The sequence below is a fragment of the Flavobacterium sp. P1_E4 genome, assembly GCF_056405915.1.
In genome coordinates this window covers 51,877-69,335 of sequence record NZ_JBFUBE010000017.1, presented here as the reverse complement: position 1 = coordinate 69,335, position 17,459 = coordinate 51,877, and the positions used below count along the sequence as shown (strand labels likewise).

Here is a 17,459-nt window from a genome sequence, read left to right as displayed (position 1 = left end):
ACACCTATTCAAGAAAGCCAAACAAGCTTATTTTATACCAAATAAGTTTGTTTGGCTTTTTTGCGTAAGGGATTGAGGCGATATCCTTTATTTTTTTTCTTTAAAAAAATAAAGATAAAGCCGAAAGCCCGACTCCACATCTAAAAATCAAGGAGGAACGACTGCAATTTCCAACTGTGGAGTTACGCACTAACAAACATACAATCCGTACATTATCGATTATTAATGACGCTTTATAGAATGTAAAGTATTTCAACGTTTATAGGCTTTGCCACGCAAAATAAAAACTATAAATTAGCACTTTAATAATTATATAAAAAAAACAATGAAAAATACTGCTTTAACGCACATACATGAGGGTTTGGGAGCGAAAATGCTACCGTTTGCTGGATACAATATGCCTATTCTTTATGAAGGGGTAAATGCTGAACACGAAACGGTTCGAAATGCAGTAGGTGTTTTTGATGTGTCGCACATGGGTGAATTTATCCTTTCGGGACCAAATGCTTTGGCTTTGATTCAAAAAGTAACCTCAAATGATGCTGCGACTTTGACTATTGGAAGAGCCCAATATTCCTGTTTACCTAATAATGAAGGCGGAATTGTAGATGATTTGATTATCTATAAAATGAAAGAAGAACAATATTTATTGGTTGTAAATGCTTCTAATATTGAAAAAGATTGGGATTGGATTTCGGCTCACAATGATTTGGGAGTAGAAATGAAGAATCTATCAGATGATTATTCTTTATTGGCGATTCAAGGACCAAAAGCGGTTGAGGCGATGCAATCTTTATCGTCTATAGATTTATCAGCCATTTCTTATTACCATTTTGAAGTAGCTGATTTTGCAGGTTTCCCTAATGTTATCATCTCGGCAACTGGTTATACAGGTTCTGGTGGATTTGAAATCTATTGCAAGAACGACCAAGTTGAAACAATTTGGAACAAAGTTTTTGAGGCTGGAGCTGCTTATGATATTAAACCTATTGGTTTGGCAGCAAGAGACACTTTGCGATTGGAAATGGGATTCTGTTTATACGGTAACGATATCAACGATACAACATCACCTCTAGAAGCTGGTTTAGGATGGATTACCAAATTCAACAAAGAATTCACTAATTCTGATAATTTAAAAAAGCAAAAAGAAGAAGGTGTAACCAAAAAATTAGTAGCTTTCGAAATGCAAGAGCGTTCAGTACCAAGACATGACTATGAAATAGTTGATGGTTCTGGAGCTGTAATTGGAATTGTAACATCTGGAACTATGTCTCCTTCTATGAACAAAGGAATTGGTTTGGGTTATGTTACAACAGCCAATAGTACAGTTGATAGTGATATTTATATCCGAATCAGAAAAAATGATGTCCCTGCCAAAGTGGTAAAGCTCCCTTTTTATAAAAAATAAGTATTTATGAAAAAAATCACATTTGTATTTCTGTTTTCTACATTCTCTCTATTTGCACAAAATAGTGATACAAGTTGTGACATTTTATTCAAAATAAATAAATTGCTCCAACAAGAGCATTTTAGTCCAAAGCCGGTAAACGACAGTTTATCGGCTTATCTTTTTGATGAATTTTTTAATGAATTGGATCCTTCAAGAAACATTTTTTTGAAATCACAAGTAGATACATTATCCAAGAAATACAGACTAAACCTAGACAATTTCATCTTGAAGAAAGATTGTTATTTTATTACGGATATAAAAAGTGAGTATAAAAAATCACTACTGAGAAATAAATCTATTTTTGAAAAACTCAACCGAGAAACTATTGATTTCAATATAAAAGACACCATTCGATTCAAACAAAAAAACTTTAATTTCTATCTAAAAGAGAATGACGTTGAAAAAGCCTTAAATAAAAAAATCAGGTTTGAAGTATTCAATGATATCTCTGAAAAAAGTAAAAATTTAGATTCATTGAAACTCAATTTCAATTCGATGAGTCATGTCTCGAAAAAGAGTATTATCGAAAATGAACTTTGCAAAATAAATGCTTTACTTTCTGATGATAAATCATTTGAAGACAATCTTTTTAATATTTTTTGTAGTTATTTTGACCCTCACACTAATTATTTCAGCAACGACACCAAATCCAGTTTTGTGTCGACTTTATCAAAAGAAAGACTTTCATTGGGATTAGACGTTAGTCTAAATGATAAAAACGAAATTGTTGTAGACGAAATTGATCCAAATGGACCCGCTTTTAGAACTGGAAAAATCAAAAAAGGAGATCAAATTATTGCAGTATCCAATCAAAAAGAGACACTAGAAGTTTCCTGTTCCTCTTTAGAATCCATTGCTACTTTAATGTCATCGGAACTGAATACCAATATAACGTTAACAGTTAAACGAAATTCAGGAAAAAGTTTCAAGGTATACATTGAAAAACAAGTTTTAAAAGATGAAGAAAACACAGTATACAGTTTTATAATCGACAAAGACATTAAAATAGGTTATATAAAAATACCTAGTTTCTACTCTAATTTTGAAGGAGGAAACAGTAAGGGTTGTGCTCAAGATGTAGCCAAGGAAACCATTAAATTAATGAAAGACAATATCAAAGGATTGGTTCTTGATTTGAATGACAATGGAGGTGGCTCTATGGAAGAAGCCGTAAAATTAGCCGGTTTATTCATTGATTATGGACCAATATCCATAGTGGTTGATAATAAAAAAGAATTATCCGTGATAAACGATCCATATAGAGGCGTTATTTACAAAGGCCCAATTATTATTATAATTAATGGTAATTCAGCCTCAGCAAGTGAGTTTTTTGCCTCAATAATGCAAGATTACAACAGGGCTCTTTTGATAGGAAGTACTACTTTAGGAAAAGCTACTATGCAGACTATTGTTCCTTTAGAAAAAAATGACGACCAACATTTTGTAAAACTAACCATTAGTAAATTTTACAGAATCACTGGGAAAAGTCATCAGGCCGTTGGAGTTATACCAGATGTACAAATTCCAACCATCTATCAAGATGTTTTTCAAAAAGAAAGCGGATTTCCAACAGCTTTGAAAAATGAAAGTTTAAAATCAAGAATTCGTTTTACACCTTATGTAAGCAATGAATTAATTGAATCTCTTGCTCAAAAAAGCAGAAACAGAGTTGCTCAAGATTCGTATTTTAATTCCATTATTGATCTCAATTCAAAAATTGATGATGTTATAAAGAAATCCAAGTTTGAAATTCCAATGACCTTGGAAGCAGTTTTTGAGAACCAAAATAATATTAACAGTCTATCCGAAGAAATCAGTAATTTCAAAACTGATGATTTGAATTTAAATGTATCCAATTCAGAATACAACAAATCATTGCTTGAAATTTACCCTTCACTTATCGAGTATAACAAAATGCAACTCGATAATCTAAAATCCAATCACTATCTCAATGAAGCAATAGCCATTATAGCTGATTATAAAACATTAAAAACTAAATAAAACGAACTAATTACACACTATTTGCAAAAGATTTCCAATAGGCTTTTGGAAAAATAAGGAATAGCTGTATTTTTGCGGTTCAAAATAACAATAAGAAATGGGAAGAGCATTTGAGTTCCGAAAAGGTAGAAAAATGAAACGTTGGTCAGCAATGGCCAAAGCCTTTACCAGAATTGGTAAAGATATTGTAATGGCAGTAAAAGAAGGTGGCCCAAATCCTGAAGCCAATTCAAGATTAAGAGCCGTTATTCAAAATGCCAAGGCAGCCAACATGCCTAAAGATAATGTCGAACGCGCTATCAAAAAAGCAACCGATAAGGATACTGCCAACTATAAAGAAGTATTATTTGAAGGTTACGCTCCACACGGAATTGCACTTTTAATTGAGACTGCTACTGATAATAACAATAGAACTGTTGCAAACGTTAGAAGTTATTTCAACAAATGCAATGGAACTATGGGAACTCAAGGATCTGTAGAATTCATGTTTGACCATACTTGTAACTTTAGAATCCCGAAAGAAGGTATTGATCCAGAAGAATTAGAATTAGAACTAATTGATTTTGGAGCAGAAGAAGTTTTTGAAGATGAAGATGGAATTTTAATTTACGCTCCTTTTGGTAGTTTTGGAACAATTCAAAAAGAATTAGAGAGCAGAAAATTAGAAATATTATCTTCTGGTTTTGAGAGAATTCCACAAATTACTAAAAAATTAACCGAAGCTGAAATGGCCGATGTTGAAAAATTAATTGAAAAAATGGAAGAAGATGATGACGTGATGAACGTTTATCATACAATGGAAGAGTAATTCTTTCTGATACATAAATAGTTAAAAAGGCTAAACTTAAAAGTTTAGCCTTTTTAATTTACTAAAAAACAAAATATTTATTTAACCGTCAACTTTTGCGTATTTGAATTTTGAGTTGAATTAGTAACTTTCAACAAATAAGTACCTTCAGGAAGAGTAGTAATATCAATCTGATTTTTATTGCCTGAAAACACTTTTTGCCCTTGTTTAGAATAGATTTCAGAAGATTTAATTACCGTTGTTTCAATAGGACTAGACAATACTAACTCTGGTTTCTCATAGACCTTATTACTTGTTTTAACAGACCTCTCTGCCCCTATTTGTCCATCTTTATTAGACGTATTCACTACTGCAAAATCATTTGGTGCTAAAACTGAAGTATTATACAATCTTGCTACTTCATCGCCAGACAAAACAACATCATATATTTTTAAATCATCAATATCAGCATTGATACTTACTGTTTTTCCAATCCTTCCAATGGCAAAAACGATACCGGAAGTCATTTTTTTTGGACTTATTGAAGCTTTTATCAACTTACCATTTCTATAAATCTTTGATGTAAGTCCATCATAAGTAACTACATAATTATACCATGTGTTTTGAGCAATAGTAGTGGTTACAATTACATCATTTGCTGCTCCGCATCCAGTAAGATTTAAATCCGATTTTGAAGTAGTTGCACTTTGCTGCAACAAACCAAAATAGCCTGCATTGTAAGAAGATCCATAGCCCCAAATATAATTTACTTTTGAAATATCATTATATTTAACCCAAATTGAAACCGTTCTTGATGAATTAGCAGCAGGTAAATTAAGTGCGGTCATTTCAATAACGCTGTTAGCGACCCTAATAGCACTATTGGCAGTCCCTGTTCGATCATTTACAAATTTAATATCACCCGTAAATGAAATATCATTATTCAAATTACTAAGGGTGCCGTCAAAATTAAATTCTTGAATTGATGTTTGAGCATTAGTTAAAAAAGTAAATACAAACACAACAGTAAAGAGTAATATTTTTTTCATAAGTTGCTGGTTTTAAATTTACATAATAAATAACATAGCCTCATTTATTAATATCAAAGTTAAGGCTAGATAATACCTACACCTAAATATTCCGACTAAGAGCTAAAATACTCGTCAAATCCACTAAAATCAATAAAAAACAACAATTACCTTGATATTCCCAACAAAAACAACATTATCAACACAAAAACAACAAACTCATATCATTTTATTCATTGATTTAATATAAATTTAAGATAACAGTAAAAAAAATATCAATCTAACTCTCTATCATCCAATTTTTAGGCACAAAAAAAACTCCAGTTTAGAACTGGAGTTTTATATTTAAAAAAGTTAAATTTTATTTTATAAATTCAACTTTCTGAACTTCTTCTTCATTAATACTATCAAAAAATCCTTGATCATTCATCCATTCATCACTAAACACTTTACTCATATAGCGAGAACCATGATCAGGAAAGATAGCAACAACATTACTGTTTTCATCAAACTCTCCTTCTTCGGCATATTGTTTGATTGCCTGCATTACAGCCCCTGAAGTATAACCTACAAACAATCCTTCTTTTCTGGTAATCTCTCTTGCAGAGTGAGCACTTTCTTCGTCAGATACTTTGATAAATTTATCTATAATATCAAAATCTGTAGCTGATGGGATTAAATTTTTCCCCAATCCTTCTATTCGATAAGGATAGATTTCATCATTATCAAATTCTTTAGTCTCGTGGTATTTCTTTAAAACAGAACCAAAAGCATCAACACCAAGTATTTTAACATTAGGATTTTGTTCTTTTAGATATTTAGCCGTCCCAGAAATTGTTCCTCCAGTTCCACTACAAGCTACAAGATGAGTGATTCTACCATTAGTTTGTTTCCAAATTTCCGGGCCAGTCGACTTATAATGCGCATCAATATTTAATTGATTAAAATATTGATTAATATAAACGGATCCTTTTGTTTCTTCATGCAAGCGTTTAGCTACATTATAATACGATCGATCATCGTCTGCGGAAACGTGTGCCGGGCAAACATATACTTTGGCACCCAAACTCCTTAACATATCAATCTTATCTTTTGAAGATTTTGAACTCACCGCAAGAATACAATTGTACCCTTTTATGATGCTTACCATTGCTAAGCTAAATCCTGTATTACCAGAAGTTGTTTCAATAATGGTATCACCTGGAGACAAAATACCTCTTTTTTCTGCTTCTTCGATGATATATAAAGCTATTCTATCTTTCGATGAGTGTCCCGGATTAAAGGATTCTACTTTTGCATAGAAATTTCCCTTTAAATTCTCGGTTACACTGTTTAGTTTAATAAGTGGAGTATTACCTATTAACTCTAAAACATTATTATAAGCATTTATTTCTTCTTTCATAAAAAAATAGTTTATCTGAGAGCATTTTTTTAATTCACCCCGATATGATGCAAATCTAACAAAAAAAATCTAATTAGATTTCAATTTTCTCTAAATCTAATAAAAAACTATACTCTTTTGCCAATTCCTTAATGGCTTCAAAGCGACCAGACGCTCCACCATGACCTGCATCCATATTTGTATCCAAAAACAAGACGTTATTATCTGTTTTTAAAGCACGTAATTTAGCAACCCATTTGGCTGGCTCCCAGTACTGTACCTGAGAATCATGTAGTCCAGTTGAAACATACATATTTGGGTATTTTTGTGGCAATACATTATCATACGGAGAATAAGACAACATGTAATCATAGTACTTTCGAACATTCGGATTACCCCATTCATCATATTCTCCCGTTGTAAGTGGAATACTATTATCGAGCATAGTAGTTATAACGTCCACAAAAGCGACTTGTGCAATAATTCCATTGTATAATTCAGGAGCGCTATTTACAACAACTCCCATCAATAAACCGCCTGCTGAACCACCTTCGGCATATAGATGTTGTGGAGAAGTATATTTTTTGGCTATTAAAAATTTGGAACAATCTATAAAATCAGTAAATGTATTTTTCTTTTTCAATAATTTACCATCTTCATACCATTGCCTACCCAAATCTTCCCCACCACGTATGTGTGCGATGGCAAAAATAAAACCTCTATCCAATAAAGTCAGTCGAGTTGACGAAAAAGTAGCATCCATAGAATGCCCATAAGAACCATAAGCATATTGAAGCAATGGATTATTACCATCCTTCTTCAAACCTTTTCGATAAACCATAGAAATAGGAATTTTAACCCCATCTTCTGCAGTTGCCCAAACCCGCTCTTCGGTATAATTATTTTTATCAAATTTTCCGCCAAGTACTTCTTGCTCTTTTTTGACTTCCTTGGTTTTTGTTTTCATATTGAAATCAATAACGGAAGAAGGTGTTGTCATCGACTGGTATCCATAACGCAATATATCGGTATCAAAATCTACATTTGAAGTCGCATAAGCGGTATATGTTTCACTTTCAAAAGGAAGGTAATACTCCCCTTCTCCACTCCAAGGCATGATTCTAATTTTATTCAAACCATTTTCACGTTCTTCAACCACTAAAAAGTCTTTGAATATTTCAATATCTTCCAACAAAACATCCTCTCTGTGTGCTATGACTTCTTCCCAATTAGCTTTAGAAGTCTTATTTACAGAAGTTTTCATCAGTTTGAAATTCTCTGCTTTATCCTTATTGGTCATAATATAAAAACTATCCCCATAATGATTAATACTATATTCCATTCCTCGAACCCTTTTTTGGAAAACCTTAAATTCTCCATCAGGATTATCGGCATCCAGAATTTGGTATTCGCTAGTCAAAGTACTATCCGATTCGATAGCCAAATATTTTTGTGACTTAGACTTTGCAATTTCTACATTGAAAGTTTCGTCTTCTTCAAAATAAACCAATACATCCTCGGTTTGTTTAGCGCCTAATTTATGTTTAAAAATCTTATCCGAACGCAACGTAACATCGTCTTGATCGGAGTAAAATATAGTTTTATTGTCATTCGCCCAAACAGCGCTTCCGGTAACATTCTCAATTTTATCCTCTAAAATTTCGTTCGTTTCCAGATTCTTTATCTGAATAGTATAAATTCTTCTCCCAACGACATCATAACTAAAGAGAACCAATTTATTATCAGGACTAATACTTAAAGCTCCCAATTGAAAATAAGGCTTATCTTTAGCCATTTCATTGCAATTGAAGAGTATTTCTTCCTTTGCCGAAAGGCTTTCTTTTTTCCGGGAATAAATTGGGTAATCTTGCCCTTTTTCATAACGGGTAATATAATAATACCCATTGTATAAATAAGGAACTGACTGATCATCTTCCTTAATTCTACCTTTCATTTCTTCAAAAAGTGCTGTTTGAAAATCTTTGGTATGTGCCGTTTTTTCTTGATAATAGGCATTTTCTTGATTCAAATAATCAATAACTTCAGGGTTTTCTCTGTCGTTTAACCAAAAATAATTATCGATTCTGACTTCACCAAATTTCTTTAATTTCTTAGGGATAACTTTAGCTACAGGAGGTAAACTATTTTCAGGCATTGTTTGCGAGTGGTTTTAGTATTTAAAAGGCAAAAATAACACAAAGCGATTTTAAATAGAATTCGTTTTTTATCTTATTTAACGTTTTTGAATATCAAATTCAGTAATTTTGTTTTTCAATAATTTAAAAATCACCAAAATGGATTTAATGGGAATGATGGGTAAACTTAGAGAAACCCAACAAAAAATCGAAGATACTAAAAAACGTTTAGACACCGTACTAATTGACGAACAAAGTAACGACAACTTATTGAAAGTCACTTTGACCGCCAATACCAAAATTAAATCAATAACCATCGACGATTCGCTATTGGAAGACAAAGAGCAACTGGAAGATTACTTGATTTTAGTTTTGAATAAAGCGATTGAAAAAGCATCCAGCGTAAACCAAACCGAACTCGATGCAGTTACCAAAATGGACATGCCAATGATTCCAGGAATGGAAGATATGTTTAAATAAAATATTTTGTTTCAAGTTCCAGGTTTCAAGTTTCAAGTTCCGTACGTGAAACTTGAAACCTGGAACTTGAAACTTTTTAAAGAACAATCTTCTGCAACGTTTCCAAAACATAAGTATGCATCACTTCTTTGTAGTCAAGATGCGTCACGATTCGGAGTTTCCCATGTCCCAAAGCACTAATTAGAATATTTTTCTCTTTCAATTTTTCAATAAATACTTTTTCATTCAATCCCGCACGAAGCGCAAAAATCAGAATATTAGTTTCTACTGGTTCAATTTTACCTATCCAAAGTTGGCGTGACAACACTTCTGCAATTTCTCTGGCTCTTCTGTGATCATCAACCAATTTTGCAATATTGTGATCTAAAGCAAAATTCCCTGCAGCTGCCAAATATCCTACTTGACGCATACCGCCACCTAATATTTTTCGGATACGCAATGCCCTGTGAATAGTCGCTTTATCAGATAAAAGAACTGAACCAATTGGCGCTCCCAATCCTTTGGACAAACAAACCGAAATCGTATCAAACAACGCTCCAAATTCTCTCGGATGCTGCTTTTTGGCTACCACGGCATTCCAAATTCGGGCACCATCTAAATGGAATTTTAAATTATTGGCATCACAAACCGCTTTTATTTTCTTTAATTCTTCCAAGTCATAACAAGCCCCTCCTCCTTTATTCGTCGTGTTTTCCACACACACCAAACTCGTCAACGGGCTATGGTAAAACTCAGGATCATTTATTGCTCCAGCCACTTGTTCGGCTGTAATCATTCCACGATCTCCATCCAGTAAACAACACGAAACTCCACTGTTAAACGAAACTCCTCCTCCTTCATAATGATACACATGGGCATATTTATCGGCAATTAATTGCTCTCCAGGCTGAGTATGTAATTTAATTGCCGTTTGATTTGCCATAGTTCCTGACGGAAAAAAAAGCCCCGCCTCCATACCAAACATCCCCGCCAATCTCGCTTCAAGCGCAATAACAGTTGGATCTTGCTTGTACACATCATCCCCCACTTGAGCGTTAAACATGTATTGCAACATTTCCACCGATGGTTTGGTAATCGTATCGCTAATCAAATTTATTTCCATAATCTAAAAACTATATCCTATTTTTGCATTCAAAACTAGTAAAATTATTAGGAGCTATTCCTGCTATTCGTTGCAATCTTTTCTATTTTTAAAGAAAAAATAGAAAAGGATTTCCACTGCTATCAGGGCTAATACTGCTAACCCAATAATTTTCGACACAAAACTACTATAATTTATGACAACTACCGAACAAATAAAAGGTATTGTGGAACGCCTTGGTGCGTTGAGGAGGTATCTTTGACGTTGATGCCAAGCTTATCGAAATTGCCAACGAAGAAGAGAAAACCTTTGCACCAGACTTTTGGAACAACGCCAAAGAAGCTGAAATTATTGTAAAGAACCTTCGAGGAAAAAAGAAATGGATAGAAGATTACAACAAAGCTGTTGAAATGACAGACGAGTTGCAACTTGCCTATGATTTCTACAAAGAAGGAGAGCTAACTCCCGAAGAATTAGACGATCAGTACAACGTAACTCAAGCTCATATTGAAGCTATAGAATTCAAAAATATGCTTTCGGAAGAAGGTGATTCTTTGAGTGCCGTGCTTCAAATTACAGCCGGAGCCGGTGGTACTGAAAGTTGCGATTGGGCCGAAATGCTCATGCGTATGTACATGATGTGGGCTGAAAAAGAAGGATACAAAATTCGAGAACTGAATTTTCAAAAAGGCGATGCTGCTGGAATAAAAACCGTGACTCTGGAAATTGAAGGCGATTATTCTTTTGGATACCTAAAAGGCGAAAATGGAGTACACCGTTTGGTGCGTATTTCTCCTTTTGACAGTAATGCAAAAAGACATACTTCATTTGCTTCGGTTTACGTTTATCCGCTTGTTGATGATACTATTGAAATAGAAATCAACCCAGCCGATATCGAAATCGTAACTGCCCGTTCCAGTGGTGCAGGAGGTCAAAATGTAAACAAGGTAGAAACCAAAGTACAATTGACCCACAAGCCAACCGGAATTCAGATTCAGTGTTCAGAAACGCGTTCACAACACGACAACAGAACCCGAGCCATGCAAATGTTGCGTTCTCAATTATATGAAATTGAGCTAAAAAAACAACAAGAGCAACGCAGCGATATTGAAGCCGGAAAAATGAAAATCGAATGGGGATCACAAATACGCAATTACGTGATGCAACCCTATAAACTCGTAAAAGACGTTCGCACCGGACAAGAAACCAGCGACGTTGACAGTGTAATGAATGGAAACATTGACGGATTCCTAAAAGCTTACCTGATGATGATGGGACAGCGCGAAGAAGAATAACCTATAATTTTCAATAAATAATGCATACAAAAATGCCTTTCAAATATTTTTTTGAAAGGCATTTTCTTTTTGAATATATAATAAAACCAATCTTGTTGTATCGTTTGTGACATACTTTCTTAACCTAAAAATCACAGTCTACTGCCATTCAATCAATGAAACGCCAACACCTACTGTAGTTTGATCGTGATTATAATCAATCAGTGAATTTCCATAACCATGAGAAACCTGTAAATAGCCTCTCAGATTTCCTTTTATAGGATAAGCCCAAGAAAAAGTAGAACTCCCTCTCATATTTCCGTCAAAATTAAAATTATGACTTCCTATAAAAGTAAGAACACTTTTATTTTTTGTATAAATAATGTTCACATCGGCATTACCTATATAACTTGAAATATCAGGATTATCACTTTTTGATTCTGGAATCACATACCAAGGTCTGATATAAATATTCCAATTTTTCCGTTCGAAACCTGTCATCAAAATGACTCTATTCCAACTTCTGGTATTGGGATAACTTTTTCCATTCGATTCATGATCAAATGAAACTCCAACCATTCTAGTTTTAAATCCTAAAACTTTAAACTTAACTGGAAAATTAAGAATGATTTCTGGTTCGTAATTAATTTCCCTAAATGGGCGTGATAGTTCTGTATTATATATTTGCCAATGCGATATTTGGGTATAAGCCACCCATAAATCGGCATGTCCCCATAAAAAGCCCTGCAAAATTTTAGTTTTAAAACTCAACTGAAATTTCATTTCGACAACATCATAGTCAACCTTCGCTGGCGGGATATATTCTGGTGATGGATTTCCCGAATGAGGTTGTTCATTTGGATTACTGGTCCACACAAAAGGCAAAACATAAATTGCTTTGTAGGGAGTAACCAAGAAAGTTCCTCTTGCCGCAGTTGAATCTAATTCCCAACGGGCAACCATTGTTTTGAGTTCAACTTTATCATTAAACAATGCTTGAACTTGAGCATTTGAAGAAAAAACAAAAAAAAGAAAAAAAAGTAATAATGTAGATGCTTTTATAGGTGATATCACGGCTTTGAATTTTATCCAAAGTTAGATTCTCAATAAAAATAGACTATTATACATTTAATTTTAAAACTTATATAATTCACATTTTAATTTATGATGTTTATATTTCACAAAAAACAATTAAGAATCATTTAAAAATTCACATTCTGCTTTTATAATAATTATCGCTAAAACGATATCGCTAAAGAAACTGATAAATAACACAATACAAGTACAATATATAACATCCAAAAGCGCTATTTCAAAAACAAATTATTTAAATTTGTTAGGCATCAAACTTTAAATACCTGCACAATATGAGTAAGAGTTTACCCGAAAAATACAGACATCCATACGCATTTGATAAAAAATACAAAAAATCGGCAGTTTATTTTTCTATGGAATTTGCCATTGACCAATGCCTCAAAATCTATTCAGGGGGATTAGGTTTTTTGGCAGGATCACACATGCGGAGCGCTTATGATTTGAAACAAAACTTAATCGGAATCGGAATTTTGTGGAAGAAAGGATATTATGATCAATACCTAAAAGAAGATCTTTCCATGGGATCGCTTTTCAGAGAGAAAAATTACAGTTTTCTTGAAGACACCAACATACGATTCACCATAAAAATAAATAATCATGATGTTTGGATTAGGGCTTATTTCTTGAAACCGGAAATCTTTGGAACTGTACCCATGTTTTTTCTTTCCACAGATTTACCCGAAAATGATTATCTGGCGAAATCAACAACATTTAGGCTATACGATTCTGATCCTAGTGCCAAAATAGCTCAAACAATGGTTCTGGGACTCGGTGGCGCCAAATTACTGGACGCCTTGGACTACGAGCCGGATATTTATCATTTAAATGAAGCGCATGCCGTTTCTTCTGTTTTTCATTTGTACAACAAATACAAAAGCGTTGAGAAAATCAGAGAAAAAATGGTTTTTACCACCCACACTCCCGAAGAAGCTGGAAATGAAAAACACGATATTTATTTACTGGAAAATTTAAGTTTCTTTGATGGCATACCATTGGAAACCGTTAGAGAAATAACTGGTATTCATGATAATACTTTCAATCATTCACTCGTGGCATTACGATTGAGCCATAAAGCAAATGGAGTCTCAAAATTACATGGAGAAGTCTCTAGAGATATGTGGAAAGATTTCAGCGGAATTTGCCCAATAACACATATTACCAATGCCCAAAACAAAAAATACTGGGTAGATCCATGGCTGGATGATGCCCATGCAAGTAAAGACCGAGAAGAGTTAATCAATAGAAAAAAGAGACTTAAAACCAAACTATTTGAAGTTGTAGCTGACCAAACAGGAAAAATATTTGACCCCGAAATACTCACAATCGTATGGGCAAGACGCTTTGCTGATTACAAAAGGCCCGATTTGATTACTCGTGATTTTGAAAAATTCAAAAGGATAATGAATGATACCGAAAGACCTATCCAAATTATATTTGCCGGCAAACCGTACCCAACGGACTACGGAGCTATTCATAATTTTGACAATCTTTCGCACATTAGTAAAGGCTTCAAAAACATGGCTGTGCTTATAGGCCATGAATTAAAATTATCCCGCCAATTAAAAAAAGGATCCGATGTTTGGCTAAACAATCCTAGAGTAACCAGAGAAGCCTCTGGAACATCGGGAGTGACTGCTGCAATGAATGGTTCCATYAATTTTTCGACCAATGACGGATGGGTTCGTGAATTCAAAGATTTAAATGAGACCAAAAATTCATTTGTGTTACCGATTGTCGATCATAACATTCCAACATATCAGCAAGACCAAATGGATTTAGATAATTTATACCGAATGCTAGAAGATGAAATACTGCCTTTATATTACGATACTCCTGACGAATGGTGGGATTTAGTAGAAACTAGCATGAAACAAATTGTACCCTATTTTGATTCTGCTCGAATGGTCGATGAATATTACACCAAAATGTACAATTAAAATTTCAATAACATTTATTAAAAACATTGTTAAAACATATAAGTCATATAAGCTTTAAATTTGAAAAAAATTAAGTAAAATAAACAGTTCATTTAAGAACGCTTTTAACTTATATCCCCTTTTAACCTTTTGACAAAACAACTTCTTTTTTTAACTTACATGACTCATATGTTTAAAATTAAATGCACTTTAATTTTAGAATATAGCAGTTAAACTAAAAAAGATTAATACAAAACCTCGTTATCTAAAAAAATAGCGAGGTTTTTATTTTTATATTATTTTAAAGAACATTAAATTGCTAAAAATTGAAAATTATCTATATAAATTGAAAAATTTCAATCGTTTTCGTAAATTAGCACTCGTTTCAAAAAATACATTTTACACCTATGGATTTAAACTTCAATAAAAACGAAGATCACAATAAACTTTTATTGTCTGAACTCAGACAAAAATTTGCCAAAGTCAAACTAGGAGGTGGCGAAAAACGAATCGAAAAACTTCATGCCGAAGGCAAAATGACCGCTCGGGAACGTATTGATTACCTATTGGATGAGAATGCAAAATCTATTGAGATTGGTGCTTTTGCTGGAAAAAAAATGTACGTTGAACATGGAGGATGTCCATCGGGAGGTGTAATTGTAAAAATAGGATACGTCAAAGGAAAACAATGCATTGTCGTAGCTAATGACGCTACTGTAAAAGCGGGTGCCTGGTTTCCTATTACTGCAAAGAAAAACTTAAGAGCTCAAGAAATCGCAATGGAAAATCGTCTCCCTATCATCTATTTGGTTGATAGTGCCGGTGTTTATTTGCCTTTGCAAGACGAAATTTTCCCAGACAAGGAACATTTTGGGCGCATCTTTAGAAACAACGCTATAATGAGCAGCATGGGAATTACCCAAATTGCAGCCGTAATGGGCAGTTGTGTTGCAGGTGGTGCCTACCTTCCCATTATGAGTGACGAAGCTCTAATTGTAGACAAAACAGGAAGTATTTTCTTGGCCGGAAGTTATTTGGTCAAAGCGGCCATTGGTGAAAGCATAGATAACGAAACTTTGGGCGGAGCAACAACACATTGTGAGATTTCGGGAGTAACAGATTACAAAGCAAAAGATGATAAAGATGCATTGGACAAAATAAAAAATATTGTCGATAAAATTGGTGATTTTGACAAAGCAGGATTCAATCGTATCAAAGCAGAAAAACCTGCTTTGGACGAAAAAGAAATCTTTGGTATTCTGCCAAAAGCCAGAAATGAACAATATGACATGATGGAAATTATCAATCGATTGGTAGACAATTCTGAATTTGAAGCTTACAAAGAAGGGTACGGACAATCACTTATTACAGGATATGCCAGAATTGACGGTTGGGCTGTGGGAATTGTTGCCAATCAAAGAAAAGTGGTCAAAACAACCAAAGGAGAAATGCAATTTGGAGGAGTAATCTATTCGGATTCCGCAGATAAAGCAACTCGTTTTATTTCTAATTGCAACCAAAAGAAAATCCCATTGGTTTTTGTTCAAGATGTGACTGGTTTCATGGTCGGTTCAAAATCGGAACATGGAGGAATCATAAAGGACGGTGCAAAAATGGTAAATGCCGTTTCCAATTCAGTGGTACCAAAATTCACCGTCGTGGTTGGAAACTCATATGGAGCAGGAAATTATGCGATGTGTGGTAAAGCATTTGACCCTCGATTAATTTTTGCTTGGCCAAGTGCAGAACTCGCTGTAATGGGTGGTACACAAGCCGCAAAAGTATTGGCTCAAATTGAAGCTTCTTCTCTAAAAGGAAAAGGCGAGATTATTGACGAAGCCAAGGAAGCCGAATTATTTGCCAAAATCAAAGCCCGTTATGACGAGCAAGTATCTCCTTATTATGCAGCAGCTCATTTGTGGACAGATGCTATTATCGACCCCTTGGAAACCAGAACTTGGATTTCTATGGGGATTGAAGCCGCTAACCACTCACCTATTGAAAAGAAATTTAATTTGGGAGTAATTCAGGTTTAATCGCAAACCAATTGATACTTTTAAAGATTCTATAAAACTCCTGATAAATCAGGAGTTTTTTTTGCAAAAAAAATAAAAAAAAACATTCATATTACAGCAGCCTAAATAAGTCTTGCAAAAAAAATCAATAATCAATTAGAATGCTTTTATCTTACAATTTTATTAATACTATAATTACAATACAAAATAGAAGAGGTATTATCAATAAATATCATAAAAAATTATCTATATATCATTAATAATTAGTAACTTAGTATAACTAATTTAAAACTTAAGGTATTATGAACAATGTAAAAACCTTAAATAAGTGGGCAAACGCACATACTTATTTACCTGTTGATTTATTACGAATGGCTCTTGGTGTGTTTTTATTCATGAAAGGAGTCTACTTTTTTTCAAATATCCAATATCTAGTTGATCTATTAACACCAATCGATCAAATAGACCATATTGGAGGTGGTATGTTTCTAATTCATTATATAGCGCCAGCACATTTAGTTGGTGGTATTTTAATTTTCTTTGGGCTATTGACACGTTGGGCCATTATATCACAATTGCCCATTCTAATTTGCGCCATCATTATTAATTTTATGGGACATATGCATCACCAAAATTTATTATTAGCAATGGTAACACTAGCAGTATGTATATTTTTTCTAATATATGGCAGCGGAAAAAATTCGGCAGATTATTTTTTTAAAATGCAAAAATAATTCCAACCAAAATTTATATAACAACAAAAAAGAGAGGAATAACCATCCTCTCTTTTTTGTTATTAAAATCTATTATTTTCTA

The 17,459-nt window shown here is 33.6% G+C and carries 13 protein-coding genes; 8 read left to right on the top strand and 5 right to left on the bottom strand.

All coding sequences use genetic code 11. The features are described from left to right. Positions 1-325 precede the first annotated feature (325 nt). From gcvT to AC1DY0_RS14820, 3 genes are all read left to right on the top strand, one after another. The gene (gene gcvT / locus AC1DY0_RS14830; RefSeq protein ID WP_477189360.1) at positions 326-1,408 is read left to right on the top strand and encodes a glycine cleavage system aminomethyltransferase GcvT; all 1,083 of its coding nucleotides are present in this window, start codon (positions 326-328) and stop codon (positions 1,406-1,408) included. 6 nt (positions 1,409-1,414) lie between these two features. After that, on the top strand, positions 1,415-3,451 hold the full coding sequence (locus tag AC1DY0_RS14825; protein WP_477189359.1) for a S41 family peptidase: 2,037 nt from the start codon (positions 1,415-1,417) through the stop codon (positions 3,449-3,451). A gap of 97 nt (positions 3,452-3,548) precedes the next feature. Continuing rightward, positions 3,549-4,259, top strand: a complete 711-nt coding sequence (locus AC1DY0_RS14820; RefSeq protein ID WP_326402420.1) for a YebC/PmpR family DNA-binding transcriptional regulator — start codon at positions 3,549-3,551, stop codon at positions 4,257-4,259. 77 nt (positions 4,260-4,336) lie between these two features. Here AC1DY0_RS14820 and AC1DY0_RS14815 read toward each other — a convergent pair whose 3' ends face one another. The 3 genes from AC1DY0_RS14815 to AC1DY0_RS14805 form a co-directional block, all read right to left on the bottom strand. Next, the gene (locus tag AC1DY0_RS14815; protein WP_477189358.1) at positions 4,337-5,287 is read right to left on the bottom strand and encodes a LamG domain-containing protein; all 951 of its coding nucleotides are present in this window, start codon (positions 5,285-5,287) and stop codon (positions 4,337-4,339) included. 340 nt (positions 5,288-5,627) lie between these two features. Beyond that, positions 5,628-6,668 (bottom strand): cysteate synthase, encoded by a 1,041-nt coding sequence (gene capA / locus AC1DY0_RS14810; RefSeq protein ID WP_477189357.1) that lies wholly within the window; start codon positions 6,666-6,668, stop codon positions 5,628-5,630. Between the two features lie 73 nt (positions 6,669-6,741). Continuing rightward, a complete protein-coding gene (locus AC1DY0_RS14805; RefSeq protein WP_477189356.1) occupies positions 6,742-8,802 on the bottom strand; it encodes a S9 family peptidase in 2,061 nt (686 codons plus the stop codon). Between the two features lie 139 nt (positions 8,803-8,941). On the opposite strand from AC1DY0_RS14805, the gene AC1DY0_RS14800 reads away from it, so the two are divergent. Next, positions 8,942-9,262, top strand: coding sequence for a YbaB/EbfC family nucleoid-associated protein (locus tag AC1DY0_RS14800; protein ID WP_477189355.1), 321 nt, complete (start codon positions 8,942-8,944; stop codon positions 9,260-9,262). Between the two features lie 76 nt (positions 9,263-9,338). On the opposite strand, the gene AC1DY0_RS14795 is transcribed toward AC1DY0_RS14800, so the two are convergent. After that, the gene (locus AC1DY0_RS14795; RefSeq protein ID WP_477189354.1) at positions 9,339-10,364 is read right to left on the bottom strand and encodes a threonine aldolase family protein; all 1,026 of its coding nucleotides are present in this window, start codon (positions 10,362-10,364) and stop codon (positions 9,339-9,341) included. Positions 10,365-10,539: 175 nt separating this feature from the next. On the opposite strand from AC1DY0_RS14795, the gene prfB reads away from it, so the two are divergent. Further along, positions 10,540-11,638, top strand: a protein-coding gene (prfB, locus tag AC1DY0_RS14790; RefSeq protein WP_477189353.1) for a peptide chain release factor 2 whose coding sequence is annotated in 2 segments (ribosomal slippage) — positions 10,540-10,602 and positions 10,604-11,638 — 1,098 coding nt in all. Because the reading frame shifts where the segments join, the coding sequence is not laid out codon by codon here. A gap of 138 nt (positions 11,639-11,776) precedes the next feature. On the opposite strand, the gene AC1DY0_RS14785 is transcribed toward prfB, so the two are convergent. Then, positions 11,777-12,691, bottom strand: a complete 915-nt coding sequence (locus AC1DY0_RS14785; RefSeq protein ID WP_477189352.1) for a phospholipase A — start codon at positions 12,689-12,691, stop codon at positions 11,777-11,779. Between the two features lie 293 nt (positions 12,692-12,984). Between AC1DY0_RS14785 and glgP the strand changes: the two genes are divergently transcribed. The 3 genes from glgP (at position 12,985) to AC1DY0_RS14770 (ending at position 17,377) form a co-directional block, all read left to right on the top strand. Next, a complete protein-coding gene (gene glgP, locus AC1DY0_RS14780; protein WP_477189351.1) occupies positions 12,985-14,649 on the top strand; it encodes an alpha-glucan family phosphorylase in 1,665 nt (554 codons plus the stop codon). A gap of 386 nt (positions 14,650-15,035) precedes the next feature. Further along, positions 15,036-16,664: an acyl-CoA carboxylase subunit beta gene (locus tag AC1DY0_RS14775; RefSeq protein WP_477189350.1), complete on the top strand. Its 1,629-nt coding sequence runs from the start codon at positions 15,036-15,038 to the stop codon at positions 16,662-16,664. A 281-nt stretch (positions 16,665-16,945) separates the two neighbouring features. Further along, on the top strand, positions 16,946-17,377 hold the full coding sequence (locus tag AC1DY0_RS14770) for a DoxX family protein (RefSeq protein ID WP_477189349.1): 432 nt from the start codon (positions 16,946-16,948) through the stop codon (positions 17,375-17,377). The last annotated feature ends 82 nt before the right edge of the window (positions 17,378-17,459 follow it).

Coding starts and splice junctions, on each gene's coding strand:
- AC1DY0_RS14800 (WP_477189355.1), top strand. CDS start 8,942: ATGGATTTAATGGGAATGATGGGTAAACTTAGAGAAACCCAACAAAAA.
- AC1DY0_RS14815 (WP_477189358.1), bottom strand. CDS start 5,287: ATGAAAAAAATATTACTCTTTACTGTTGTGTTTGTATTTACTTTTTTA.
- AC1DY0_RS14805 (WP_477189356.1), bottom strand. CDS start 8,802: ATGCCTGAAAATAGTTTACCTCCTGTAGCTAAAGTTATCCCTAAGAAA.
- gcvT (WP_477189360.1), top strand. CDS start 326: ATGAAAAATACTGCTTTAACGCACATACATGAGGGTTTGGGAGCGAAA.
- capA (WP_477189357.1), bottom strand. CDS start 6,668: ATGAAAGAAGAAATAAATGCTTATAATAATGTTTTAGAGTTAATAGGT.
- AC1DY0_RS14795 (WP_477189354.1), bottom strand. CDS start 10,364: ATGGAAATAAATTTGATTAGCGATACGATTACCAAACCATCGGTGGAA.
- AC1DY0_RS14820 (WP_326402420.1), top strand. CDS start 3,549: ATGGGAAGAGCATTTGAGTTCCGAAAAGGTAGAAAAATGAAACGTTGG.
- AC1DY0_RS14775 (WP_477189350.1), top strand. CDS start 15,036: ATGGATTTAAACTTCAATAAAAACGAAGATCACAATAAACTTTTATTG.
- AC1DY0_RS14770 (WP_477189349.1), top strand. CDS start 16,946: ATGAACAATGTAAAAACCTTAAATAAGTGGGCAAACGCACATACTTAT.
- AC1DY0_RS14825 (WP_477189359.1), top strand. CDS start 1,415: ATGAAAAAAATCACATTTGTATTTCTGTTTTCTACATTCTCTCTATTT.